Consider the following 25,636-nt stretch of genomic DNA (forward strand, 5'->3'; position numbering starts at 1 on the left):
TCGATTCAATACTCGTTCAGCGTTGATGCTGTGCAGGAAAGGAGTAACACATGGCAGTATCGCCTTCCTCGATCGCCGAGGCCATCCGCTGGCGACGTGATTTTCATGCCAGCCCTGAACTGGGCTATCAGGAGCAGAAAACCTCGCGCCGCGTCGCTGAATTATTGACATCCTTTGGCCTGCAGGTGCATACCGGGCTGGCAGGAACCGGGGTGGTCGCGACCCTTGAAAACGGCCCCGGGCCGGTGATTGGCCTGCGTGCCGATATGGACGCGCTGCCGATTACCGAGCTGGGTGACGTCAGCTATCGGTCCCGCAACCCGGGCGTGATGCACGCCTGCGGACATGATGGCCACACCGCCATGCTGCTGGCCGCGGCCTCGCATCTGGCGCAGACCCGCCGCTTTCGTGGGACGGTGCATTTTGTCTTTCAACCGGCCGAGGAGAATCTCGGCGGCGCGCGTAAAATGGTGGAAGAGGGGCTGTTTCAACGCTTTCCGATGGACGCTATCTACGCGCTGCATAACTGGCCGGGACTGCCGCTGGGCCACGTGGCCATTAACGAAGGGCCGATGATGGCCTCGCTGGACGCCTTTGAAATCACCCTGACCGGCAAAAGCTGCCATGCGGCAATGCCGGAAAGCGGCGCCGATCCGATCGTCGCCGCCGCGCAGCTGATTATGGCCCTGCAGACCATCCCTTCGCGCCGTCTGTCGCCGCAGGAGTCTGCGGTGGTCAGTATTACCCAGATTAACGGCGGCGAAGCGATTAACGTTTTACCGGACAGCGTGGTGCTCCGCGGCACTTTCCGCTGCCTGAGCAACCGGGTACGTGAACGGGTGAAAGGGCTGATTGAACACTATGTCAGTACCCAGCCGCAGGTTTCCGATGTACAGGGGAGCATTTCCTGGTATCCCGGCTATCCGGTGACAAAAAACCATCGTGCACAAGCGGCAAACGTTCGCGATGTGGCGGTGGCGGTGTTGGGCGAGGCGGCGGTACACGGGCAGATCAATCCGTCGATGGCGTCGGAAGATTTTGCCTGCATGCTGGAGGCCTGTCCTGGCGCCTATTTCTGGGTCGGGACCGATGGCGAAACGCCGTCAAAACCGCTGCATAATGCCGGCTATGATTTTAACGACGATCTCATTGAGCCCGGCGTCTCGCTGTGGACGGCGCTGGTGGAAAAACTGCTGCCGGTAAGCTGACGGCGCTGGCGGGTTCGGCGCTTATTGACGTGAAAGGGAGAGGCGATGCCTCTCCCTTTGCATTCAGGCGCTCACTGCCGCCTTCAGCCGCGCTTTCATATCACTGTAGGCGCGCCAGGCGTACTCCTCTGCCCAGCGCTGGTCGATGATGGGATCTATCTTCACCGCGCAATATTTGGTTTCCGGCGTTTTCGAGATGGGATCGAGGTTATCCTGGGTGAGTTCATTGCAGGCTCCGACCCACCATTGATAGGTCATATAGACGGCACCGTGATTGATACGGTCGCTGATATCCGCGCGGGTAATCACCTTGCCGCGACGTGAGCTAACCCACACCAGCTGCCGGTCGGCGATCCCCAGACGGTCGGCATCGGCGCGGCTTATCTGTACGCGACCGGGTTCATCGGCAAGGGATTGCAGCGCCGCGCAGTTACCGGTCATTGAGCGGCATGAATAGTGGCCCACCTCGCGTACGGTACAAAGCACCAGCGGATAGTCGGCATCCGGCGTTTCCGCGGGTGCACGCCACGGGGCAGCAAACAGCTGGCCTTTTCCCGACGGGGTGTCAAAGCGGTTTCCTTTATACAGCCAGGGAGTGCCGGGATGATCGTGCGTCGGGCATGGCCACTGAACGTGATTCATATCGCCCATTTTTTCATAGGTCACGCCGTAGAACAGCGGGCAGAGTTCGCGCATTTCGTCCCAGATTTGCTGGTTATCGGCGTAATGCATTGGATAGCCCATTTCGCTGGCCAGCAGGCTGATAATCTCCCAGTCGCGTTTGACGTTACCCGGTGCCGGGATCGCTTTTTCGAAGCGCTGAAAACCGCGATCGGCACAGGTAAAAACGCCGCCGTGTTCGCCCCAGGAAGTGGCCGGCAGCAGCACATCGGCCATTTCGGCGGTTTTGGTCATGAAGATATCCTGCACCACGACAAAATCCAGCGCCTCGATACCCTTACGTACCAGCCCCAGATCGGCTTCCGTTTGCAGCGGATCTTCCCCCATGATGTAGTAGGCTTTGATATCCCCGGTCAGCGCTTTATGCGGAACTTCGGTAATGCGGGTGCCGACCTTGTCATCCATGATGGCCGGGTCGATCCCCCAGGCCTCGGCGAATTTGGCCCGTACGCCGGGATCGGTCACCTCCTGATAGCCAGGGAACAGATTCGGGAGCACGCCCATGTCGCAGGCTCCCTGAACGTTGTTCTGCCCGCGCACCGGGCCAACGCCAACATGTTCGCGCCCGAGGTTGCCGGTCAGCAGAGCCAGGCTGGCCAGGCCTTTCACCACGTCGACCGCCTGGCCGAACTGGGTCACGCCCATGCCCCACATGATGGTGGCTGAAGGCGCGGCGGCAAACATTCTCACCGCCTGACGTACCTCCTGCGCCGGGACGCCGGTGAGGGCCTCGACCGCTTCAGGCGAATAGGCTTTTACCGCGTCGCGATAAGCGTCCAGCCCTTCGGTAAAGCGTTCGATATAATCATGGTTATAGAGATCTTCTTCCAGCAGGACATGACCGAAGGCATTCACCAGCGCCATATTGCTGCCGTTGTTGAGCTGCAGGTGGCGATCGGCAATGCGAGCGGTTTCGATGCGACGCGGGTCGCAGACGATAATTTTCGCGCCGTTTTCGCGTGCTTTGATCACCCGACGGGCGACGATAGGGTGCGAATCCGCGCAGTTGTAGCCAAATACCAGCAGACATTTTGAATGCTCGATATCGCTGATGGAATTGCTCATCGCGCCGTTGCCCAGCGCCTCCTGTAGACCCGCCACCGACGGACCGTGACACACGCGGGCACAGCAGTCGACGTTGTTGGTGTTTAACACCGCCCGGGCGAATTTTTGCATCACATAGTTGGTTTCATTCCCGGTACCGCGGGATGAGCCGGTCGTCATCATTGCGCGCGGGCCGTACTGTTCTTTAATCTCCCTGAGTTTTTTTGCCGTATAGCGAATCGCCTCTTCCCAGCTGACGGGGGTGAATTTCCCCCCTTTTTGGTAGCGAATCATTGGCTGCTTCAGCCGCGGGGTGAGCAGCTGAGTATCATTAAGAAAATCCCAGCCGTAATACCCTTTGAGGCATAGCTGGTTTTGATTGGTTACCCCATCGGCAGCTTCCGCGCGGATAATTTTATTGTTATCGACAACCAGCTTGAGTTTGCAACCCGCCCCGCAATAAGGGCAAACGCTTGTGACTTTTTTCATCAGTAACAGACCTGTTAACAGTGAATGAAGATCAATGGTCAGGCCGGGCCCGGCCCGCCATCGTCATGGGAGCCCTTCGCCGCGATGCAAGCAGAAGGCAGGAGCGGTATGCAGAAATTGTGCCAATAATAATTTATTGATTTATATGAAAATTAATTTGATTGGCGGCGCGGTCGTCGTGATGTCGTCACTAATGACGATGACGTAACAGAACGCCCGGGAAGGGCGTTCCAGGAGGCTTTAGCGCATTGTTTGCTGAAACTGTGCCAGCGTCTGCGGTGATAATCCAGCTTCCTGTGCCGCTTCGCAGATTGCTTGCCAGCTGCCGGCATCCAGAGGAATACCCCGCGCCAGGCGTTCCTGACGGTTGGCCTCTTCCCACTCCCCCGGTACCAGAATCGGGGTGTGCTCATCGTGAGGCGACTGTTTACACCAGTCGATAAAGGCTTCCGTTTCGCGCTGCATGTCCGGCGCATCGAAGGCTTCCGGGTCAAGAATAATGGTGGTCATACAGTTGAAGATGGCGTCAACGCAGGTTTGCAGGCTCTGCTGATGCGTGGTCTGGCCGCCGGAGACGGCGCCGCCGAGGATTTCACACAGCGTGGCGAGGGCGTAGCCTTTATGTTGTGCAAAGGTGAGCAGGGCGCCAAGCGGTGAGGTCTGCATCACCGCCGGATCGGTGGTCGGTTCGCCGCGAGCGTCAATCAGCGATCCAACCGGAACGGCTTCGCCTTTATGCCAGGCAACGCGCGTTTTGCCAAAGGCAATCGCGCTGGTTGCATAGTCGAGCAGCAGCGGCGGCTGGCCTTTACGCGGGAAAATCACGCACAGCGGGTTGGTACCGAAGCGACTGTCTTTACCCCGAAACGGGGCGACCATCGGGTCGCCCACGACGCTGACGAAGTGTATCGAGATGAAGCCTGCCGCCGCGCACTGCTCGGCCCAGTAACCGATGCGCCCGATGTGATGCGCGTTGCGCAGGGCGATAGCTGCCATGCCGTGTTGCCGGGCTTTCTCAATACCGATCTGTATCGCTTCATGGGCAACCACCTGGCCAAAACCTGCGTTGCCATCGAGCGTCACTACCGCGCCGGCGTCCTTCATCACGCTGGCATGGCGATTAAGCTGCAAATGGCCCTCGGCATGGGAGCGCACATAGCTCGGGATCATTCCCACGCCGTGTGAGTCGTGACCCGCGAGATTAGCAGCCACCAGATGGTCGGCGATAAGGGTGGCTTCGGTGGGGGAACTGCCAAGCTGAATGAAGAGAGTGTTGACGAACTGATGCAGATCCGTCGCCTGAAAACGATATCCGGTTTGCACTGATACGCTCCTGTTGTTTTTTTGATTGTGTTGTTGTTTTGTTAAGTTTGCGATTCCATGCTGCTCTCCTGGGCGGAGAAGATCAACATTTTGCGCACAGGAGAGAATTGAGGGGCAGAGAACAGGATTGAGGCCGCAGGTGCTGTTCGCGGTGGCGATAATCATTATGATAAAAAATGAGAATCAATACGAAAGAGAAAAACAGAATGAATATCAGCACGCTATTATTAATTATCGTCGCCATCGCCCTGCTGGGAATATCCGTCTATTGTTTACTGAGTTATATTAAAGAGCGCAAGGCGACGCATTTTAAATCATTCCGCCACCGTTAACGTCAATGCGCGGTTTTAACAGGGATGGTTGTCACGCCAGACTTTCGGCGAAAGATGATATTTTTCACGAAAGTTTTTGCTGAATAACGGGTGGCTGATAAAGCCGCACAGCCAGGAGACTCGCTCGACGGGCAGGTGGGGATTGCTTTCCAGCAGCTGACGGGCGGCCTCCAGCCGAATCTCTTTAATTACCGCCATCACCGACGTTCCCTGTTCGTTGAAGGCCCGGTCGAGACTGGCTCGCGAACAGCGCAGCGTCCGGCAAAGCAGGTCGGGAGAGAGCTGGTGTTGATGATAGTTGAGCGTAATAAACGCTCTTGCGCTATTGACAATATGGCTTAATTTCCCGGATGAACGCAGCCCTTTTTCCTCGGCCACATCGGCTAGCACCAGCAGCGAAATTTGATGCAAACTATCGACGATAGCGGCGGTCTCTTGCGGTGATAAATGGTCTGACCGTTCATCCAGAAGCTGCATATGCGATTTTAAAAATAGCGCTAAAGGATGATTTTCCAGTGAAATAATGGGGCTGGTGAGTTTTCCGCTGAATAATGTTTTTATTTTCTCATTATGCGGAATGATATAGAGCTGTTTAACATCGTCACATTGGTAATGGTAATAATCATTGCGCTGGTGAACAATCAGCATTCCCGGATTGACCTGCGCGGCGGCAGATTTTTTTCTGCCGTTAATTAACTGGTGGCCGTGGACTAATAAGGAGATATAAACAGAGGACTCTGCAACCTGATGAGGATCGAAGAACGTTTCATTCCTTGAACCCATCGCACTACAATAGTCGCCGGAAAGCCCAGAGATAGTTTTGTGATGAGCAATAATGTCTGCCGGGCGGCGGTTGTTCACCACCTTGATCCCGTAACAGCTGAGGTTTTGCGCTAATTGCTGATAGCGATCTTCCGGCGCAATATCCGCCGCGCTTAAAACATGTGGAACGTACAGCGTCGAAGGTCTGGACATGGGTGTCTCTTATCCCGGGTTGACGTTGGCAGGTGGTTCTGTTTTATCCCTCTGATTATAAGATTAATCTTCATTAAAGCCAGCAGTCAGCCTGATTTTTACATTGGCCAGGGGGGAATGGTTCAGCATGGCCTGGCAAAGCGAGCAATACGTAGCACATGGCTGTGCCAGGCCCGCCCGCCAATCAGCGGAAATCTATTTTCATTTAATCCCTGCGTGGCACTTGAAATATAAAAGCATTTAGAGCCTATCCCATTAGACTATTTTATTTGCCATTTTGGCCCTGGGTAGTGCACAAAATCCTCACGTACTGCGTGTACGCGCCAGTATTTCTGCGCTGTCCGGGTCCAAACTGGCTGCAACAATGTACGCCTACTGGAATAGGCTCTTAATGTGAATTATGGACCTTATTTAAAGTGGCTGGCATGAAGCGCTGTTTTTTAATTGAATAAAATAAACTGCTCTTATTTGTGTTGATTTTTTTTCTGCCGAAGACTCGTGAAATAGCAAAAAAGAGAGTGGACAGAGGGGTGAAATTCATCGCAATCTAAAAAGAGGTATTCATTTCGCAACGGGGAAATACGCGAATGCGCAAGAGTAAAATAATTGTTTTGTGTTTGATGGTTATTTGTGTTTTATGTTTTGCAATTGTTGCTGTTTATTTTTTATTGCTCAAGGATAACGCTGCACAGCCCGTCAATGAAGAGACTGAAGCAGCGGTCTTGAATGTCGCCGGATTAGCTAAAAACGGGCATCCCGACGAGCAAACGTTAAGCGCGCTGTTCCAGACCCGTATCGTGACTCGCCAGCTGAATCTCGATCGCGGCGTGCTGGTCCCTATTGGGCAAACTGGCGGAGAACAACAGCGCTGTGCAGACCTGCCGCCGACGCGCGACCCGGCGCAGGTCAGGCGTCGCTGTGTGCTGGTGGATATTTACCTGGTCCGCGATACCGACCAGCATATTCAGCAAATTATTTTGCCGGTCTACGGTAAAGGGGCCAAATCAATGATGTATGCGCTGGTTGCTCTCAGCACAGATGGCCGCACGGTAAATGACCTGATTTATTACCAGCAGAATGAGACACCGCTGCTCGGGGCGAGGGTGGAAGACCCGCAGTGGCGCAGTCAGTGGGCAGGGAAAAAAATCCGCGATGAACGTGGACGGCCCGCGTTGAAGGTCGTTCAGGACAGTGCTGGCCAGCATGACGCCTATACCGTTGACGGCATCAGCGGGGCGACCCTGACCTCAACCGGCGTAGAGAAAAGCATGAATTTCTGGATGGGAGAGCAAGGGTACGGCAATTTTCTCCGCCATCTGCAGAATGATTCCGCGATATTAACCCAGTAATCTCCAGCCGTTTGCATCCCCGCCACGACGCCGCTTCCGGCGTCGTTTTTTTATCTTACCGGCAGGTAGGGCGTCAGCACCGGACGCACGCGCAGCCCGACACAAAACGTGTTGTTCTTTGCAACTTTTTACATAAATTGTCACCATTTGACATTTTTATGATCTGGGTCATGTGCACTGTAAGGAAAAATGACAATGATAACTATTATCATTACCGTTAATGGAACCCGTCATGTCTGCTCCTCGCTCTTTGCTGCTGCTCACGTTGCTCAGCGTCCTGTTCAGCGCATGCGCGATGGCGCAAACCCGCTACGCGCCGCTGATCGAGGATATTGAGCACCGGCTGGATAAAACGACCGAGCTCTACCAGCAGCAAAAAAACAACGAGGCGCGTCGGGAAGTGCAGGCCGCCTATTTCGACGTGTTCGAAAACCTCGAAGGCCCGATCCGCATCAATTTTTCGGCGCGCAAAAGCTACGAAATGGAGAGCACTTTCGGTGACATCCGGCGCATGATTGCCGACGGCAAGCCGCTGCAAGAGGTTCAGGCTCGGGTGGACGGGCTAAAGAAAGCGCTGCGTGACGTTGAGCCTGTGCTGGATGGCGGCCACCGGCTGGTGGCCGAAGAGCAGCATACCGCGTTGACCCGTGGCGACATTGCATTGCACTGGCAGAACAGCTTCCGCACCATCGATGATTTGTTAGCGCAGGCGGTGAGCGCCTATCAGGCGGGAAATGACACTCTCGCCAGTCAGCAGGTGCAGCAGGCGCACTATCAGGGGTTTAAAAACTCAGAGATGGAAATGTCGGTGCGGCAAAACCGCTCGGCAAAAGATGCGGCGGCCATCAACCAGCAGTTTACCGCCCTGATTGCGCTGACGTCCCAGCCGGATCGGCTGAACGATGTGGCTTATCAGGTGACGACGCTGTTGCAGGAACTCGAAGACATACTGCCGGGACTGCCGACGACCCGCGATGACCAGCCGGTGAATGCCCCGACAGCAGACGAGGGGAGCGAGCCGCTCACCGCTGACGCACCGGGAGCTGACTGGGCCAGCGTTGCCACCGGGATCAACCAGAGTATCGATGCGGCGCTGGCGCGCTACCAGCGCGGCGAGGCGTCCGCTGCCATCCTGGACATTCAGGACACCTACTTCGACCGTTTTGAAGCCACCGGGATGGAGAACAAAATCGGCTCCCGCGATGCCGCGTTTAAAACCCGCCTTGAGGCCCACTTCACCCGCCTGGTCAGCCAGATGAAGGCCGGACAGCCGCTGGACAAACTGGTGGCTGAAGCCGCCGCGCTACGAGCGGATCTGCATCAGGCGGTGGCAATGCTGGGCGAGGGCGAAGAGACGCAGTGGAGCCTGCTGCTATACAGCCTGATGATTATTGTCCGTGAAGGGCTGGAGGCGCTGCTGATTGTGGCGGCTATCGTCGCCTGGCTGGTGAAAAATAACCATCACGACAAACTGCCGTTGATTCGTCAGTCGGTGGTCGTCGCGCTGGTTGCCAGCGTGGCGACGGCGGTCGTTTTCCAACGGGTGTTTACCCGCTCCGGCGCCAGTCGGGAGCTGCTGGAAGGGATGACCATGCTGATTGCCGTGGTGATGCTGTTCTTTATGAGCTACTGGCTGCTGTCGAAAGTCGAATCCCGCCGCTGGAAAGCCTGGCTGGAGGGCAAGCTGACGCATTCGCTCTCTCGCGGCTCGCTGGTGGGGCTATGGCTGACCAGCTTCCTTGCCGTCTATCGAGAAGGTGCCGAAACGGTCCTGTTTTACTTCGCCCTGGTTGGCGATGCGCAGGGTGTTTCCGGGCTTCTTGCCATCGGCGCCGGGTTTGTTATTGGCTGCGTGCTGCTGCTGGCCGCGTGGCTCATCATGCGCTACTCGGTGGTCCGTCTGCCGCTTAAACCCTTCTTCATTTTCACCGGCGGCTTTATGTACCTGATGGCATTTGTTTTTGCCGGTAAAGGCGTCCTTGAGCTGGTGGAAGGCAAGCTGTTTCAGCCTACGCTGGTCGGCGGCGTGCCTGAAATCAGCTGGCTGGGCATTTACCCCTATCTGGAAACCCTGGCGCCGCAGGTGATTTTACTGATTGCGGCCCTGGTCGCCCTGTGGATGATGCACCGGCGCAATCACCTACCCACAGCACAAATAAAAAATAATATTTCAACATTTTAAGACGAGAGGATTTGTCAAATGACCATCAAAAAAAGCCTGATTATCGGGGCCACCGTGGCCGCTATTTTTACCGTGCCGGCGGCGCTGGCCTTTAAAGAGTATCCGGCCGGTGAACCGGTCACCATGAATGAGATGGAGATTGCCGCCGTCTATCTTCAGCCGATTGATATGGAGCCGCGCGGAATGGGGCTGCCGGCAGCGAAATCAGATATCCATCTGGAGGCCGATATTCATGCGGTGGAAGGGGGAAAGAATGGTTTTGGCGCCGGTGAATGGATTCCCTATCTGACGATTGCCTATACCCTGGTCAATAGCGATACCGGTGAAAAGCAGGAAGGGACTTTCATGCCGATGGTCGCGAGCGACGGTCCGCACTATGGCGCCAATATTAAAATGATGGGCGTCGGCAATTATAAAGTGACGTACCACATTGAACCGCCATCAAAAGCCGGGATGCACCGTCATACCGACAGCGAAACCGGGGTTGGCCGCTGGTGGAAACCGTTCGATGTCAGCTATGAATTCAAATACGTCGGCCTGAACTAAACGTTCGTCGCGCAGGATGGCCAGCAGGCCGTCCTGCGGTGTATTACCGCCTGCGGATTACATATCCTCCGCCGAACCGGGTCGAAGTTATGAGTTATTTTTTCGTCACCACGCTCCAGGTCTTTTTCTGCATTACGCTGCTGTCCTCGGTTCTCTGGGGCCGCGCCGCGCCTCCTTCACTGCGCCCCCTCACGTGGACGCTGCTCACGGCGCTGGCCGGTGGGCTGCTGGCCGGACTGTTTATTCGCGGGAGCCAGACGCTACAGCTGATGCTGGTGAGCGGAGAAATCCTCCTTTCTCTGCTGTTTTTACTGAGCTTCTGGTGGGCCTCGCCGCGTCTGCGCTACGTGTGGCAGTGGATCCTCGTATTTGGCGCCGCCCGTCACTGGGCGCTGGACCCCAATCTTGGCGGGTTAACCTCCACCCACGTACTGAACACCGACCTGCTGCTGAACCTGACCGCGCTAACGCTGGCCTTTGCGCTGTTGTGTTTGACCGCTGCGCTGTGCGCTCTGCTGCTGCGCCGGATGCGCTGGCCGTACTGGCCGCTGACGATTGTGCTGATGATCCTGCTTTGGCTACCGCTGTTCGGCAATCTGCTGCTGCTGTTGATGAAGCTGCAAATCATCCCCTTACTGAAGCCGCTGCTGAGTTTTGTGGCCAAAGTGACCAACAATGCAGCCAGCTACAGCTGGTTTGCAGCCGCTGTGCTCCTGCTGCTGTGCCTGGGCTGGACCCCGGTTATTCGCCGCTATGCCCGGGCGGTGAAGGCGGCGGCGGAGCCGGTTGCCCGTCGACTGGCGTTGGCCGAGCGCCGCAGCGCTGTTCGCCTCGGGTTAACGACGGTCTGCTGTGCGCTGGTGATTTCAGGTGGCCAGCTGTGGTGGGATCTGGTGGCCTCCCGGCCGCCGAGGCTTTCTGAAGCTCAGCCGGTCACTCTCGCGGCTGATGGGCTGGTCCATATCCCGCTTACCCAGGTGCGCGACGGGAAACTGCACCGTTTCGTCTGGGTGGCAGACGACGGTAAGGCGGTGCGCTTCTTTATTATCAACCGCTATCCCGACAAATTACGCTTTGGCGTGGTATTTGACGCCTGCCTGCTGTGCGGCGATCAGGGATATGTCATGGAAGGTAACCAGGTGATCTGTGTTGCCTGTGGGGTACACATCTTTATTCCTTCGATTGGTAAACCCGGCGGCTGTAATCCGGTACCGATCGATGGCTGGCATAACGATGAACGTGAGCTGACGATACCCGGTGCGGCGCTGGCCGTCGGAGGCAATTATTTCTCTACCGTGCTGACTATTAAGGTGACTGACCCGGTGGACGGAACGGCCCTGACCAACACGGCGGCAGAGTATAAATACAGCTATGCGGGCAGAACCTGGTTTTTTGCCTCTGAAGCAAACTACGACCGTTTCCGTAACGCGCCAGAGGCGTTTGTTCCCGGCACGGCGCAGGAGGAGTAGCCATGCTGTGGCGAATGATCTATCAGTCATGGGGGCGTAATCTGCGCCGCAAAGCGCTGGCGGTGTTAACCGTTTTCCTGGCCACGAGTCTGATCTCGGCGCTGCTGGCTGTTTCTATCGACATCGGTGACAAAATGTCCCGGGAGCTGAAATCCTACGGCGCCAATATCTTAATTGAACCGGCAGGGCAGGCAGCGCTGCCTGCGTTATTCAGCGAGCAAAGCAACCCGCTGGCCAGCGATGACTTCCTTGATGAGTCCGAGCTGGCCAATATTAAAGATATCTTCTGGCGAAATAACATTGTCGGTTTTGCCCCAATGCTCAGCGGCGAGGCGACCGTTGACGGGCACGATATCCGCATACTCGGGACCTTCTTCAGTCAGCCGGTCGCGATACCGGATGAAGAGGGCTATGAGACCGGGCAGCGCACGGTCAGCCCGTTCTGGCAGGTCACCGGCAACTGGCCGCAGGAGCCGGTGGGCGAGACGCCGCAAACATTAGTCGGCCATGCGCTGGCGCGTAATTACGGCTGGCAACCCGGCGACCCTCTCAGGCTACAGGTGGCGAACGTGACCGTGGACGTGGTGGTCAGCGGCGTTCTCTCCAGCGGTGGTGATGAAGACAACCAGCTGGTGATGCCGCTTAGCGTCGTACAGCAGCTGCTGGGCCTGGCAGGAAAAGTACAGGCGATTCGCGTGTCGGCCCTGACGGTTCCCGAAAATGAGCTGTCGCGCCGGGCGCGTGAGAATCTCGAGGCCCTGAACGCCGAAGAGTATGACCTGTGGTACTGCACGGCATACGTCTCTTCTATTGCTCACCAGCTGGAGGAGGCCATTTCCGGTGCTGAAGTGCGCCCTGTCTGGCAGGTTGCAGCCTCGGAGGGGGTGGTTATCGATAAAATTCAGCTGCTGATGGCGGTCGTCACCCTGGCGGCACTGGCTGCTGCGGCAATGGGTATTGCCTCGCTGATGACCAGCACCATTATGGAGCGAGCCCGGGAGATCGGTCTGATGAAAGCGCTGGGTGCCCGACAGTGGCAAATTTTGCTGCTGTTTTATCTTGAAGCGGCGCTGGGCGGGCTGGCCGGTGGGATCCTGGGGTGTATCGCTGGCTGGGGGCTGGCGAAGATGATTGGCCTGATGCTCTTTGCCACGCCGCTTGATTTTGCCTGGGTGGTGGTGCCCTGCGTGCTGGTGATTGCAGTGCTGATTGCGCTTATCGGCACCTGGTTCCCGGCGCGTCGTATTGCCCGACTTTATCCTGTGGAGGTGCTGTATGGCCGCTAAGCGCGACATGCTGTGGCTATTGGTCTGGCGGGCGCTGCGTCTGCGCCTGCAGCGCGTCAGCGTCGTGTTCACCGCGCTGGCGGTGGGAGCGACCATCGTGACGGCGCTTTCCGCCGTGTGGTTTGATATCAACAGTAAAATGAGCGAGGAACTGCGAACCTTCGGCGCAAATTTTTATATCGGACCAGGGCACGGTACCCGGATGCCGCAGCCGGCACTGCAGGCGATTCTTGACGATGCGCCGAAGGGACTGATTCATGGCGCCAGCCCCTGGCTATACGGCACGGCGCGTACCGAGCTGGAAAAAGTGGTGATAGTCGGCGTGTGGTTTGAGTCGCTGCAAAAGCTGGTGCCGTACTGGCAGGTCAGCGGCAGTTGGATCGGCGTCAGCTTTGATGATCGCAACGCGATGGTGGGCGTTAAGCTGGCCCAGCGGCTGGCGTTAAACGTTGGCGATAGCGTTACGCTGGTGGATCATCAGCGGCGTAAAAAACTGCTGATTAAGGGGATCGTCGAAGCCGGTGACGCGACCGATAACATGCTGATTGTCAGCCTGGACGTAGCGCAGGCATGGCTACAAAAGCCCGGTATTATCAGCCACGGCCTGCTGAGCGTCAGTAACGATCTCGGCCAGGTGGAAAGCTATGCCGGGCAGTTGCAGCAGCGCTATCCCACTCTTGAGATCCGCCCGGTTCGCAAGGTCTCGGCATCCGAAGGCCAGGTGCTGGACAAAATAAAAGGGTTGATGGGGCTGGTCTCTCTGGTGATTCTGGCGCTGTCGTCTTTGTGCGTCAATACCACCCTGATGGCGATTGTGGGCGAACGTGCCCGCGAGTTTGCGCTGCAAAAAGCGCTGGGTGCCAGCAACGGCGATATTATTCGCCAGATGCTGCTCGAAACCAGCATTATCACTCTGGCTGCGGTGGTCTGCGGCTGGCTGCTCGGCTATCTGCTCGCCCAACTGCTGGGGCTGACCGTGTTTAATGCCACCATTTCGCTGCGCCTGCCGGTGCTGCCGATTACCCTGGCGCTGTCTTTACTGGTCGCCTTGCTGGCGGCCATTGTTCCGGTACGCCGCGCGGTGAGCGTTGAACCGGCGAAAGTGTTGAAAGGAGAATAACGCCATGACCGTTACGCCTTTACGTCAGATGGCGATTGAAACCCGCCATTTATCTAAGCGGTTCGGAGATGTTACCGCGCTGGACGACATTAATTTGTGCATCGCCCGCGGTGAGTTCGTCGCCATTATGGGGGCTTCCGGCTCAGGGAAAACGACGCTGATGAATATCCTGACCTGTCTGGACACCGCCAGCGAGGGGCAGGTTATCCTCGACGGAACCGATGCGGCGGCACTGGATGAAGAGGGACGGCGACGCGTTCGCGCGCAGAAGATAGGCCTGGTGTTTCAGCAGTTCCATCTGATTCCTTTTCTGACGGCGCTGGAAAACATCATGCTGGCGCAGCACTACCACAGCGTCGTCGATGAGGCGGCGGCCAGGGCGGTACTGGCACAGGTGGGCCTTGAACATCGCATGACCCATTTACCCAGCCAGCTCTCCGGCGGGGAGCAGCAGCGTGTCTGTATTGCCCGGGCGCTGGTCAATGAACCCCCGGTGATTTTTGCCGATGAGCCCACCGGTAACCTGGATGAAGAGAATGAACAGCGGGTGCTGGACCTGCTAACCGACCTGCATCGCCAGGGGCGCACTATCGTGATGGTGACCCACAACCCGGCGCTGGGAAAATTCGCCGACCGAATCGTACGGCTCCAGCACGGCAAATATCTCGGTGAGGAGGTTAATACCCATGCGCATGCCTGAAGTCATGATGGCGCTACTGATGATTCTGCTCCTGTCCGGCTGTAAAGAAGAGAATCTGGCGCGCGGTGAGACGGCACCTGCGCTGGCGGCCTTTGATTTGCAAGGTAAACCTGCCAGCCTGGAACGCTGGCAGGGGAAGGCGGTGTATCTCAACTTCTGGTCGGCCAGCTGCGGAGGTTGTCTCGCGGAGATGGATACGCTGCAGGCGCTCAGCCAGCGCTGGCCGGATAAACTGGTGGTGGTGGGGGTGAATACCGATCCGGAGCAGGTGGATATCGCGCCGCTGCTGGCGAAGCATGGCATCAGCTACCCGGTGCTGCGCGACCAGCTCCATATTACTCAGGATCGTTATCAGGTTATCGGGACGCCGACATCGATAGTGATTGACGCCAGCGGGCGGGTCCGCGACCTGCATCAGGGATGGCGAAAACCCGAAGAGCTACAGGCGGTGTTTACCCGCCTGGCACAGCCCGAATAGGATCATCCCGTCCGTAGGCCCGGGATGATCCGGTGGGTCGTTTAGTCCAGTACCGAGGGGTCGGCCTCAATCATCATCTGCTTCATCTCGGCAAAGTGCTGGCGGGAGAAATCAGCGATCTTTTCCCAGTCCTGGGCGGTTTTCTCCGCTACCTCAGCGGACAAGACTTTTAACGGCTGGCCGGTTGACCATGCGGTAACCAGAATCTGGCAGGCCCGCTCCAGGGTCCAGATATCGTCAAAAGCCTCACCGATGGAAGAGGCGGTGACCAGAACGCCGTGATTGCCCATCAGCAGACGACGTTTATCCGCCAGCAGCCCGGCCAGCCGCGCACCCTCGGCAACGGTATCCGCCATTCCGCCGTACAGCGTATCTACCGCCACGCGATGAAAATAGCGCGCGGTGTTCTGGTCTACCGGTAGGATCTGCGGATTTTCCAGGCAGGCGACGCTGGTGGTATAGATCGGGTGCAGATGCAGCACCACCCGAACCTCCGGCAGCCGCTGATGGATTTGACCGTGGATCGCCCACGCGGTGGCGTCTACGTCCGGCCGGTGCGCGGCGGATTCATCATCGGCATCCAGCAGCAGCAGATCGCTGGCGCGAATCCGCGAAAAATGTTTCCACTTCGGATTCAGCAGAAACTTTTTGCCGTCTGCCGACAGCGCTGCGCTGAAGTGATTGGCGACGGCTTCATGCATACCGAGATGCGCGATGATACGAAACGTCGCCGCCAGATCGATCCGCGTTTGTTCTTCGTATGAGTAGGCCATCGCGTTATTCCACGGTCGGCATCAGGGTTTTCAGGTCGGCTTCGGTTGGCGGCTGGAAGTTGTATTTCTTCAGCAGCGCCGCGTATTCCGGGGTGGCGCTGAATTTCTTCAGCCCTTCCTCAAGCGCGCTCTTCACTTCGTCGTTGCCTTTTTTGACGCCAAAGCCGTTCAGCACCGGGTAAATGAGCGTATCGGAAGAGATAACGATCCGGTCGCCCAGCTTTTCGACCACGCCGCGCGCCACGGCCGCGTCGGTTATTTGCGCTTCCACCGCCCGCGACAGCAGCGCCTGAGTGGTTTGCGGGTCGGTGCTGTACTCACTCAATACGATAGGCTTCAGGCCTTTCTTCACGCAATAGTCCGCCGAGAGCTTTTGCAGCTGCGCCAGCCAGGAGGTCGCTCCCATCGAACCGATTTTATGGCCGCAGAACTCTTCCGGGGTTTTGGGCTGATAGCTGGCGCCTTTAAGGGCCAGAATCGATTCGCCGCTTTTCAGGTACGGCACCATGTCGATCACCTTCAGGCGTTCGGCGGTGATATACATCGATGAGTTGGTGATATCAAAACGTCCGCCCTGTAGACCGGGGATCAGATTAGGAAAACGGGTATCCGTATTGATCGCCTCGCGGCCAATGGTGTTGGCCAGACCGGCGAGAAACTCGATATCAAAACCGGCCGGCGTATTATTTTGCATATATTCATAAGGATAAAAGGTCATATCCGAACCGGCGGTTATCTTCCCCGGCTGCAGGAAAGCTGCAAATGAGCTGAACGAGGTCAGGGCGCCAGCGGTACAAAGAAGCAGTGCGTTACAGTGTTTCATAAAACCTCCAGGGGATAACATGACATGCTGGCAAGATCGTGGCCGGCCTGCTGAACGAAGAAAGAGGCGCCGCGCGGCTTCTGCGGCAAACGTAGCTGATTGGCGGCGCTGCGAACGAGGCCGCTTTCCTCGCCGGCGACCAGCTGCCCGGCATGAAGGCTAGGCAACGGGTTTTCGCCAAACGGCAGGGCGTCTTCGGCGGCATAAACGCTGATAAACAGCGTTCGCGGTAGCTCGGTTTCATTGGGACTCGATGCGTGAAGCAGGCGGGTATGCATAAAGCAGACGGAGCCTGACGGGCCAAAGCAGGCTTCGGGCTGCTGGCACTGCGCCGACACCACCTCATCTTCGACGGACCCGGTAAAACGTCCGTCCTGCCAGTGGGACCACAGCGGCCCCTTATGGCTCCCCGGTACCACGTTCAAGGGGCCGTTTTCCGGCGTCACTTCGCTCACCATCAGCAGGGCGGTGATAATGTCGTCATTGCTGTGCGGCGTGAACAGAAAGTCCTGATGCCATTTCACCTGGGTGGCGGTAAACGGCAGCTTGGAGTTAATTTTGCTGTGATGAAAACGGGTGCCGCTGCCGCCGATAAGCTGGGCGGCAATCGTCGCCATGCGCGATTGCAGGGCGGCGTGCTCAAAGGCGGCGGAAATTTCCGTTGGCGAACTGACCCGACGCAGAGAAGGGTGGTCGGCGCGGTGGTCACTTTCCAGGTCGAAGCGCGGACGGCCGTCCAGTGTTTCTCCCCAGACCGCGGTATGGCGGCGGCTTTCTTCGACCCAACCGTCAAAATCCTGCTGTAAAGCGGCGACTTCGGCAGGAGAAAGCACCCCTTCGACCACCAGAAAACCTTGTTGATGAAACTGTTCAATGTGCCACTGCGCAATCATAATTTTTCCTTTCATAAACGAAGCGTTAAGCCAGGGAAACATCTTTCAGGAAGGCGTCCACGCGCGGATGGTTGCCGTCGCGCATGGCCTGCGGCGTGTCGTCGCACACCACGCGCCCTTTTTCCATAAAGACAATCCGGTCGGAGACTTTGAAGGCAAAATTCATTTCATGGGTCACGATGATCATGGTGATGCCTTCATGGGCCAGCGATTCGATAACCTGAAGCACCTCATTGACCTTTTCCGGGTCAAGCGCCGAGGTGGGTTCATCGAATAACATAATTTGCGGGCGCATCATAAGGGCACGGGCAATCGCCACGCGCTGCTGTTGGCCACCGGAGAGCTGGTGTGGATATTTCCACGCATGGTCCAGCATGCCGACCTTATGCAATAGTTCGCAGGCCTGCTGCTTCAGCTCGGGTTTCGGTGCCAGCCGATGGTAGCGCGGTGCCAGCAGCAGGTTGCCGAGAACCGTCAGGTGGGGGAACAGGTTAAAACTCTGAAACACCATGCCGATGTTCAGGCGGTACTGTGCGTTCTCTATAAAGCGGGGTTTCTGCACGCCCTGACGGTCGAGGTGAATAAATGGCTGACCGTTAATACGAATCTCGCCGTTGTCTATCTGCTCAAGCCCGTTGAGCAGACGGATCAGGGTGGTTTTCCCGGAGCCGGAAGGGCCAATCACCGATACCACTTCTCCCGGCTGAATTTGCAGGCTGACGGCGCCGAGCACTTCCACATTGTTATAGGCCTTGTGAAGTTTTGACGCCTGCAACGCCGGATGGGGATGGTCGACCACGTTACGTACCGTCGCCGGACGTGTTTGCGTCGCCAGTCGCTGCATCTCGCTGTCGATAGGGCGCGTGACTTTACGCCGGGTAACGTCGAGATAGCTTTCCAGGCGTTTGAGCAAGAAATCGAAGACGGTAACGATCAGGACGTAGTAGAACGCCACCGCCGCCATGGTTTCCATCACCAGGAAGTTCTGCGAATAGAGGCGCTGACCGACCATCAAAATTTCGGTCAGGGAGATGACGGATACCAGCGAGCTGAGCTTCACAACGGCAATATATTCGTTGGCCAGCGCGGGCAGGGCGACGCGCAGCGCCTGGGGAATAATCACCCGCCATTGGGTGCCGGCATAGCGCAGTCCCAGCGCCCGGGCGGCTTCACTCTGACCTTTAGGTATTGAGAGCAGGCCGCCGCGGTGAATTTCGGCCACGTAGGCGGCTTCGCTCAGCACCATCGCCAGCAGGCCGGCCCAGAACGGGTCGTTGAGCACCGCCGCAGAAGCCGGTACCGCCTGCGGCAGGTTATAGACGAAGATCAGCAGCACCAGCAGCGGCAGGCTGCGGAACAGCCAGATATAGAGCCGCGCCGGGAGATTAAAAAGCTTGCGCGGCGACTGCTTGGCCAGGGCGAGAACAAAGCCCAGCACAATACTGCAACCCCAGGTCAGCAGACTTAATTTAATGACGGTCCAGGTGGCCTGCCAAAAATCTGCATCGCTGAGCAGACTTAACATGTAGTTCCAGTTAAACGTCATGGGCTATTTTACTCGCCATAATTAACGGAGATGAATGCGATACCGATGATCAAAAATAGGGCATCGCCAGGGCTTATCTTGCAATTACACTATGCTGGCAGTTTTCGCCGGGAGGCAATTAGTAAATTTTTGGCCTTTAAGTTTAAAAAAACTATACAGGTCGATTAACTTCAATAAATTTAAAGCAATGAGTGCGAAACAAGAACTAAACATTAAAAAAACAATTGCGGAGACTGGTCAACGAAATACGCGGGGAAAAGCATTTTTGTGCAATGGTGGGGCGTTCAATGAATTAATCTGGTGCAGCGTGATTCAGGTTGGTGCAATTAACCCGATGAGACGATATAGCGATTATTTTTACCCGGCCAGGAAAGTAAATAACGCATTTGTCCGGTAAGAAAATAATGACCCATAGATGAAATGGCATGATGCTTGCAGAGAATGCATATATTGCATATCAGGAAACTATACCGTTTCCGTTCGGGACAATATTTCATATAGGGTGAGACTATGACGCGATTCACGCTCAAACAACTTAAATACTTTGTTACCGTTGTAGAGACCGAGAGCATCGCGGAAGCGTCCCGGCAGCTGCATATTGCCCAGCCGTCGATCTCGATTGCCATTAAAAACCTTGAAAGCACCTTTGAGCAGCAGCTGTTTATTCGCCATCATGCGCAGGGCGTTTCACTGACCTCTTGCGGGCGGCGTTTTTATGAGAAAGCAAAGGAGCTGTTGCGCCTTTCATACGAGTTTGAACAAAACTCCCGCGCCGATAAGGAACTGGTTTCCGGGACGATTTCCGTGGGCTGTTTTGAATCCGTCGCACCGCTGTATATGCCAAAGCTGGTGGCCGGGTTTAAAAAAATGTATCCCGAAATTACCCTTCAGCTGTATGACGGTGAACAGCATGAATTAATGCACGGCCTGCATCGCGGGCGCTTCGATCTGGCGCTGGTTTACGATCTGGAATTAGGTCATTCGGTCAATAAAGAGATGCTGAATGCACCGCATAAACCGTATGCGCTACTGCCCGCCAGCCATCCGCTGGCACAGAAAAGTAGCGTGACTTTGCAGGAGCTAAGCCATGAGCCGATGATTTTGCTCGATGCGGTGCCGAGCAAAAATTACTTCATCACTATATTTAAAGAGAAGGGTTATCACCCGGAGGTGGCTTACAGCTCGCCCTCTATCGAAATGGTGCGCTGTATGGTCGGGCAAGGGCTGGGGTTTTCGGTATTAGTTACCCGACCGCTTTGCGATATGACCTATGACGGAGAAAGGCTCGTGCAGCTGGATATTGAAGATGACATGCCAGCCTCGACATTAATTATGGCGCATCTTGCCAATAATGAACCCACCCGGCCTACACAACTGTTTATGGACTATTGTCGGAGCATTGAATTAACCCCCGCACATCTTTGAATACATAGCCGGTCGTCGCTACGGGCCTGTTTATTCCCGTCACACCATTGAGGCTCGTAATTTTCTATTTAGCGACTCGTTTTAAAATAATTTACCATCGGCGGGCGATTAAATAACCTGAGTGCGTTCTATTTACCGTGGCGAAACACCCGGCTGGCCAGGGAATTATTCCGCCACATGATTGTTCGGCACAGGAGGGTTAACTATGCAAAATCAGCGTGTTCCAGGCATCGATGCGCAGACGATCGACCGCTATCAGACGGACGGTGTGGTGTTGCTGAAAGGCGTATTTGCGCCGTGGATTGAGAGCCTGGCTACCGGCGTGGCACAACTGATGGCTAACCCCAGCGAATACGGTCACGCCCGTACGGTGGTGCCGAAAGATGGTTCCGCCCCTTTTTTTCAGGATTATTGCAACTGGTCGCGGATCCCTGATTTTGAACGTTTTGTCCGCCAGTCGCCAGCGGCAGAAATCGCCGCCGCGCTGATGCAGTCGAAAACGGCAAAATTCTTCCATGAACATACTCTGGTGAAACCGCCCGGCGGCAGCACGGTGACGCCGTGGCACCACGACCAGCCCTATTACTGCGTAGAAGGGCAGCAAAACGTTAGCCTGTGGATCCCGCTGGACCCGGTGGCGGAAGAGATTTCACTGCGCTGCATCCGCGGTTCGCACCGCTGGGGAGATGAGTACAGTCCAACTCGTTTTAACGGTTCAAAACTCTACGCCCACAGCCGCTTCAAAGAGCTGCCGGATATTGACGCCCATCAGGACGATTACGATATCGTCAGCTGGGCGCTGGAGCCGGGGGATGCCGTTGCCTTTCATTACCGGACCCTGCACGGTGCGAGGGGCAATACCTCCGCGCGTGCGCGGCGGGTATTCTCCGCGCGCTGGGTCGGAGATGATGCCACCTTCGCCGATCGCGGCGGCGTGACTTCGCCGCCGTTTCCGGAGTTGACGCTGAAAGATGGCGAGGCGCTGGTCTCTTCGCTATTTCCCCAAATCTGGCCGCGGGAGTAACGGCAGCAGGCAGCGGTAATTGCTTCAAATAAAGCGGCTGAGTAATACCTCAAGATTGTTCTGGTCCACGGCAAATAACCGGATGCCTTCGGCAAGCTTTTCCACCGCCATCGCATCCTGATTATGCGCCCAGTAGAATTCCGCTTCGCCCATCGGTTCCGGTTTAACCTGCACCACGCCATCCCAGCTCAGCGGGGCAGGGACTGGAGCGGTGCTGTCGTGTAGCTGCGCCAGCAGCGAAGGCGCGACGGTTAGCCGATCGCAGCCGTTCAGCGCCAGCACCTGTTCCGGCGTGCGGAAACTGGCGCCCATCACTACCGTCCGATAACCGTGAGTTTTATAGAAGTGGTATATCTTCTGTACGGATTCCACGCCCGGGTCGTTGTCGACCGTAAATACGGTTTCCGGCTGATTCTTTTTATACCAGTCGTAAATTCGGCCCACAAAAGGGGAAATCAAAAACACGCCAGCATCGGCGCAGGCACGAGCCTGAGCGAAGGAAAAAAGCAGCGTCAGGTTACACTGGATACCCTCTTTTTCCAGCGTCTCGGCGGCGCGGATCCCCTGCCAGGTTGCGGCGAGTTTAATTAAGACCCGCGATTTATCGATGCCTTTATCCTGGTACAAGGCGATGATGTCTCGCGCTTTACGGATACTGGCTTCGGTATCGAAAGAAAGGCGGGCATCGACTTCCGTGGAGATGCGTCCGGGAATGCTTTTCAGGATCAGGGCGCCAATGCTGACTGCCAGAGAATCCGCCACCGCTGAGGGCTGCACCTTTTTTCCCGGCTGTCGGGACTGCACCGCCGCGACGGTATCTTTTACCCGTTTCTGATATTGCGGAAGCTGCGCCGCTTTAAAAATCAGCGAGGGATTGGTGGTTGCATCTTCTGGCTGATAGGCGATGATACTGTCAATATCCCCGCTGTCGGCAACAATCGTTGTCCGCTGCTTTAATTGTTCAAGTTGATTCATAACCATTACCTGTTCTTTCATCACGTTCCTGAAATAATAAGGAGCAGCCCGCTCCTTATTATTGCGTTAGGATATTGAAACCGGAGGCGGGGTTACTTTGCCCGTGCGACGCGGGTGGTCAAACCGGGCATATTGAAACACTCGGCCTCGTTTTGAATCATGTCCTTGATTTTATTCACCACATAACGTTCAGGCTCAATGCCAAAGGATTTCAGATTGGCAAACAGGGTCTGCATCTCTTTCACTACCGCCGGTTTTTCGTAGTTATAGTGACCGCTAAGTTCGAGGATCTCTTTCAGCAACGCAGGGTCATTGAAAATTTGCTCTTCAGATTTGTTTTTGTGCTCATCGGTCATCCATTTTTCCCATTTATGGCTGAGCACGCACTCGCGGGTCAGTACGGTTTTCAACGCCGAGGCTGATTTGATAAAGCCTTTTGCCGCCAGATCTTTTTCGACTTCCGCCAGTTTCAGATAGGCGCGGGTTTCGATGGTACCGTAGGCCGGAGCGACGTTCATCGCGGTGATCCCAAGGCCAGGATGCTTGAGCAGAATTTCATCGGGCAGGTAGTCGCCGTTGTGCTCTTTCAGGCCCACGCCGTGGCGGGTACTGATGGCGGAAAGCTCGGCGGACTGCCGGTCATTGAAGTGGCCGACGTTTTTGGTCAGGCGAGTCAGCGTACCGGTCTGGCCAACAATAAACAGCGGTCGCGGCAGGGATTCGGCTGCGAGGCGTTTATTGAGCTCAATAATAAACCCTTCATAGGCGCTGACGTCAGTCAGGCCACCGTTGGTTTCTTCGGTACCGACCTCATAGAAGAACTCTTTCAGGTTGTTGGCCTGACGATAGCTTTCGCAAAAGCGGATCAGCTCAACGGTGCGGCTGAGAACCAGTTCGATATCAATCACTTTGCCGACGACGTACGGGTCTTTCGTCGGATCGATATGCAGAAGATCGAAACCTGCATCCATATCAATCTGATAGGAACGACGAGCCAGCTCCATCGCTTGAGCCTCAGGAATATGGTCTTTACGTTCTTTATCACGCTGCCACGGGCCGCCGTGGTCGCGGCAGAGGAAATAGTCGCCGTCAAAACCGACTTTTTCCGCCATGGCTTTCAGGTCGGCGGCAAAGCGGAACTGATCCCAGTTATTGACGTAGCCGGCGCCAAATTCATCAGCATCGACCTGATTGCGACTGGCAATAAACATCAGCGGCAGATCTTTTTCTTTACCGAGTTCAAAACAGGCCTGGATCAGCGCCGGAGACATTGGGCCAATACCCAGCATCGTGGATTTGCCACCGTTTACGATATAATCAACGTACTGTTTCATTGTATTTTTCATGATAACTCCTCAGGCTTTATTCATATCAGTAGTCATGGTTTTTTTAGCCGACTCTTTTTTTACCGGGTCGCTAATGTTGGGGCGCAGAATATGCAGGCAAACTGCGGTGACAATAACGCCGATAGCCATATCAATGACGTACCACATTGGGGCTTTATTGACGCCGGCAATCGCAATTAAACCGCCATGCGGCACCATCGATTCGACGCCATGAATCATTGCCAGACCAGCGCCGACAGCGCTGCCGATAATAATTGACGGTAAGACGGTCTTAAGATTTTTAACGGCAAAGGGAATTGCTCCTTCGGTAATGCCAATTAATCCCATAAAGGCTGCGGAAGTACCCATCCTTCTTTCATCTTCCGCCCATTTACGCTGAGAAATAAACGTTGAGAGAGCAATGCCCAGCGGCGGAATAGCGCAGGCAATACGATAAGCCCCGTTCGGTCCGTAAATACCTTCGGCCATCAGCGCAAGAGTAAATGCCGTGGCGGTTTTATTGACCGGCCCTCCCATATCAAATGCTGCCATCGCGCCAAGAATCAGACCTAATACCACGCCACTGCTCCCCTGCATATTCGAGAGCATGGCGACCAGCCATTTCATGGCGATACCGATAGGACCGATCAGGACATAGAGATAAAGCATGCCGACCAGACAAGTCGAGACGATGGGAATAATCAGGATGGGCATCACCGGCATCAGGACTTTGCCGACTTTCCAGCTTTTGACCCATTTAGCGACATATCCGCTGAGAATACCGAGCAGCATCGCGCCGAGAAAACCAGTGACAACATGGTCTGCCCCCAGCGGCGTAGTGGCCATAAAGCCGGTAATGACCCCTGGTGTCAGTCCCGGCTTCCCGGCAATTGAATAGGCGATATAGGCGGCCAACACCGGGATCATCATCCCCAGACCGGCGCTCCCGATGGCGCCAAGGTTTAATAAGAAGGGGTTGGTCACGACCATGCCTTTGCCCGCAACCGGTTCACCGCCAACCAGCGACAGCGCCAGACAGATCCCGCCAACGACGACCACCGGCATCATATATGACACACCGGTACTGAACGCTTTGACTAAATCATCCTTAATCGCTTTCATTTTATCCGACATTTTTAATCCTCCAGAACCCTCTAATTTTTTGAGGTGCGATCGTGAGATTGCGGCGATATCAGCCGCAGGCGCTCAGACCTGTCCGCAGAAATACAGAGTTCGCAGAAATATAATTAATATTTTTAATCATCACCCCGGATGTCGAAATAAATCCGGGGAAGATGGTGTTATTTAACTTACAAGCCGCTCGGCTTTATCAATAATGGCAGCCGGATCGCGCACAACTTCCGCTGGATTGAGTGAGATAATTCTTCCTGCGTCTTCTTTTTCTTCAAAACGTTCGACGCCTTCGATACCAATAGCGATCGCCAGGATAACGACATCGGCTTCGGCAATTTCCTCTTCACTTAATTCATTTTCAATGCCCATGCCGCCCTGGGTTTCTACCTTGACGGTATAACCTCTTTTTTTGCATTCTTGCTCGATAGCTTCCTGAGCCATATAGGTGTGGGCGACTCCGGTAATACACGCTGCAACGCCGACAATTTTCATGAGTGACTCCTGAGTATTTTATTTGGCTGTTAATTAAAAGGTGA

Annotated in this window: 23 protein-coding genes; 12 read left to right on the plus strand and 11 right to left on the minus strand. The window is 55.7% G+C overall.

Features of this window, described 5'->3' with window-relative positions:
• The first annotated feature begins 50 nt into the window (after window positions 1-50).
• Window positions 51-1,208 carry a M20 aminoacylase family protein gene (locus ACMYSK_RS04605; RefSeq protein WP_434640575.1) on the plus strand — a complete coding sequence of 386 codons (1,158 nt, stop codon included), beginning with the start codon at window positions 51-53 and terminating at the stop codon, window positions 1,206-1,208.
• A gap of 63 nt (window positions 1,209-1,271) precedes the next feature.
• Here ACMYSK_RS04605 and fdhF read toward each other — a convergent pair whose 3' ends face one another.
• On the minus strand, window positions 1,272-3,422 hold the full coding sequence (gene fdhF / locus ACMYSK_RS04610; protein WP_434640577.1) for a formate dehydrogenase subunit alpha: 2,151 nt from the start codon (window positions 3,420-3,422) through the stop codon (window positions 1,272-1,274).
• Window positions 3,423-3,662: 240 nt separating this feature from the next.
• Window positions 3,663-4,745, minus strand: a complete 1,083-nt coding sequence (locus ACMYSK_RS04615; RefSeq protein ID WP_434640579.1) for a malate/lactate/ureidoglycolate dehydrogenase — start codon at window positions 4,743-4,745, stop codon at window positions 3,663-3,665.
• Window positions 4,746-4,957: 212 nt separating this feature from the next.
• Between ACMYSK_RS04615 and ACMYSK_RS04620 the strand changes: the two genes are divergently transcribed.
• Window positions 4,958-5,077: a small membrane protein gene (locus ACMYSK_RS04620; protein ID WP_434643857.1), complete on the plus strand. Its 120-nt coding sequence runs from the start codon at window positions 4,958-4,960 to the stop codon at window positions 5,075-5,077.
• A gap of 15 nt (window positions 5,078-5,092) precedes the next feature.
• Here ACMYSK_RS04620 and ACMYSK_RS04625 read toward each other — a convergent pair whose 3' ends face one another.
• Complete coding sequence (locus tag ACMYSK_RS04625; protein ID WP_434640581.1) at window positions 5,093-6,052, minus strand: helix-turn-helix domain-containing protein; 960 nt, start codon at window positions 6,050-6,052, stop codon at window positions 5,093-5,095.
• A gap of 587 nt (window positions 6,053-6,639) precedes the next feature.
• On the opposite strand from ACMYSK_RS04625, the gene nqrC reads away from it, so the two are divergent.
• The 8 genes from nqrC to ACMYSK_RS04665 all read left to right on the plus strand — a co-directional run bounded on the left by nqrC (window position 6,640) and on the right by ACMYSK_RS04665 (window position 15,182).
• The gene (gene nqrC, locus ACMYSK_RS04630) at window positions 6,640-7,401 is read left to right on the plus strand and encodes an NADH:ubiquinone reductase (Na(+)-transporting) subunit C (RefSeq protein WP_434640583.1); all 762 of its coding nucleotides are present in this window, start codon (window positions 6,640-6,642) and stop codon (window positions 7,399-7,401) included.
• A gap of 232 nt (window positions 7,402-7,633) precedes the next feature.
• On the plus strand, window positions 7,634-9,583 hold the full coding sequence (locus ACMYSK_RS04635; protein WP_434640585.1) for an FTR1 family iron permease: 1,950 nt from the start codon (window positions 7,634-7,636) through the stop codon (window positions 9,581-9,583).
• A gap of 18 nt (window positions 9,584-9,601) precedes the next feature.
• Entirely contained in the window at window positions 9,602-10,129 is a 528-nt protein-coding gene (locus ACMYSK_RS04640) for an iron transporter (protein ID WP_434640587.1), read from the plus strand.
• A gap of 89 nt (window positions 10,130-10,218) precedes the next feature.
• Window positions 10,219-11,598 (plus strand): Fe-S-containing protein, encoded by a 1,380-nt coding sequence (locus ACMYSK_RS04645; RefSeq protein ID WP_434640589.1) that lies wholly within the window; start codon window positions 10,219-10,221, stop codon window positions 11,596-11,598.
• A 2-nt stretch (window positions 11,599-11,600) separates the two neighbouring features.
• A complete protein-coding gene (locus tag ACMYSK_RS04650; protein ID WP_434640591.1) occupies window positions 11,601-12,884 on the plus strand; it encodes an ABC transporter permease in 1,284 nt (427 codons plus the stop codon).
• Window positions 12,874-14,004, plus strand: a complete 1,131-nt coding sequence (locus ACMYSK_RS04655; RefSeq protein ID WP_434640593.1) for an ABC transporter permease — start codon at window positions 12,874-12,876, stop codon at window positions 14,002-14,004. The genes ACMYSK_RS04650 and ACMYSK_RS04655 overlap by 11 nt, the downstream gene beginning before the upstream one ends.
• 4 nt (window positions 14,005-14,008) lie before the next feature.
• Window positions 14,009-14,704: an ABC transporter ATP-binding protein gene (locus ACMYSK_RS04660; protein WP_434640595.1), complete on the plus strand. Its 696-nt coding sequence runs from the start codon at window positions 14,009-14,011 to the stop codon at window positions 14,702-14,704.
• On the plus strand, window positions 14,691-15,182 hold the full coding sequence (locus tag ACMYSK_RS04665; protein WP_434640597.1) for a TlpA family protein disulfide reductase: 492 nt from the start codon (window positions 14,691-14,693) through the stop codon (window positions 15,180-15,182). The genes ACMYSK_RS04660 and ACMYSK_RS04665 overlap by 14 nt, the downstream gene beginning before the upstream one ends.
• Before the next feature lie 41 nt (window positions 15,183-15,223).
• Here the strand turns inward: ACMYSK_RS04665 and ACMYSK_RS04670 are convergent, their stop codons facing one another.
• The 4 genes from ACMYSK_RS04670 to ACMYSK_RS04685 are packed head-to-tail and all read right to left on the minus strand — an operon-like array spanning window position 15,224 to window position 19,217.
• Window positions 15,224-15,955, minus strand: coding sequence for a class II aldolase and adducin N-terminal domain-containing protein (locus tag ACMYSK_RS04670; RefSeq protein ID WP_434640599.1), 732 nt, complete (start codon window positions 15,953-15,955; stop codon window positions 15,224-15,226).
• Between the two features lie 4 nt (window positions 15,956-15,959).
• Complete coding sequence (locus ACMYSK_RS04675) at window positions 15,960-16,778, minus strand: transporter substrate-binding domain-containing protein (protein WP_434640600.1); 819 nt, start codon at window positions 16,776-16,778, stop codon at window positions 15,960-15,962.
• Complete coding sequence (locus ACMYSK_RS04680; RefSeq protein WP_434640601.1) at window positions 16,775-17,671, minus strand: phytanoyl-CoA dioxygenase family protein; 897 nt, start codon at window positions 17,669-17,671, stop codon at window positions 16,775-16,777. The genes ACMYSK_RS04675 and ACMYSK_RS04680 overlap by 4 nt, the downstream gene beginning before the upstream one ends.
• A 25-nt stretch (window positions 17,672-17,696) precedes the next feature.
• Entirely contained in the window at window positions 17,697-19,217 is a 1,521-nt protein-coding gene (locus ACMYSK_RS04685; protein WP_434640603.1) for an amino acid ABC transporter permease/ATP-binding protein, read from the minus strand.
• A gap of 510 nt (window positions 19,218-19,727) precedes the next feature.
• Here ACMYSK_RS04685 and ACMYSK_RS04690 point away from each other — a divergent pair.
• Both ACMYSK_RS04690 and ACMYSK_RS04695 read left to right on the plus strand, forming a co-directional pair.
• Window positions 19,728-20,642 carry a LysR substrate-binding domain-containing protein gene (locus ACMYSK_RS04690; protein ID WP_434640605.1) on the plus strand — a complete coding sequence of 305 codons (915 nt, stop codon included), beginning with the start codon at window positions 19,728-19,730 and terminating at the stop codon, window positions 20,640-20,642.
• Between the two features lie 205 nt (window positions 20,643-20,847).
• Window positions 20,848-21,666 (plus strand): phytanoyl-CoA dioxygenase family protein, encoded by an 819-nt coding sequence (locus ACMYSK_RS04695; RefSeq protein WP_434640607.1) that lies wholly within the window; start codon window positions 20,848-20,850, stop codon window positions 21,664-21,666.
• A gap of 24 nt (window positions 21,667-21,690) precedes the next feature.
• Here the strand turns inward: ACMYSK_RS04695 and tal are convergent, their stop codons facing one another.
• The 4 genes from tal to ACMYSK_RS04715 form a co-directional block, all read right to left on the minus strand.
• Window positions 21,691-22,641 carry a transaldolase gene (gene tal / locus ACMYSK_RS04700; protein WP_434640608.1) on the minus strand — a complete coding sequence of 317 codons (951 nt, stop codon included), beginning with the start codon at window positions 22,639-22,641 and terminating at the stop codon, window positions 21,691-21,693.
• A 92-nt stretch (window positions 22,642-22,733) separates the two neighbouring features.
• Window positions 22,734-23,987 carry a class II D-tagatose-bisphosphate aldolase non-catalytic subunit gene (locus tag ACMYSK_RS04705; protein WP_434640609.1) on the minus strand — a complete coding sequence of 418 codons (1,254 nt, stop codon included), beginning with the start codon at window positions 23,985-23,987 and terminating at the stop codon, window positions 22,734-22,736.
• Window positions 23,988-23,996: 9 nt separating this feature from the next.
• The gene (locus tag ACMYSK_RS04710; RefSeq protein WP_434640610.1) at window positions 23,997-25,100 is read right to left on the minus strand and encodes a PTS fructose transporter subunit IIC; all 1,104 of its coding nucleotides are present in this window, start codon (window positions 25,098-25,100) and stop codon (window positions 23,997-23,999) included.
• A 171-nt stretch (window positions 25,101-25,271) separates the two neighbouring features.
• On the minus strand, window positions 25,272-25,592 hold the full coding sequence (locus tag ACMYSK_RS04715; protein ID WP_434640612.1) for a PTS fructose transporter subunit IIB: 321 nt from the start codon (window positions 25,590-25,592) through the stop codon (window positions 25,272-25,274).
• Window positions 25,593-25,636 lie beyond the last annotated feature (44 nt).

This window comes from Klebsiella sp. I138, from assembly GCF_051131765.1.
Taxonomy (GTDB): domain Bacteria; phylum Pseudomonadota; class Gammaproteobacteria; order Enterobacterales; family Enterobacteriaceae; genus Klebsiella.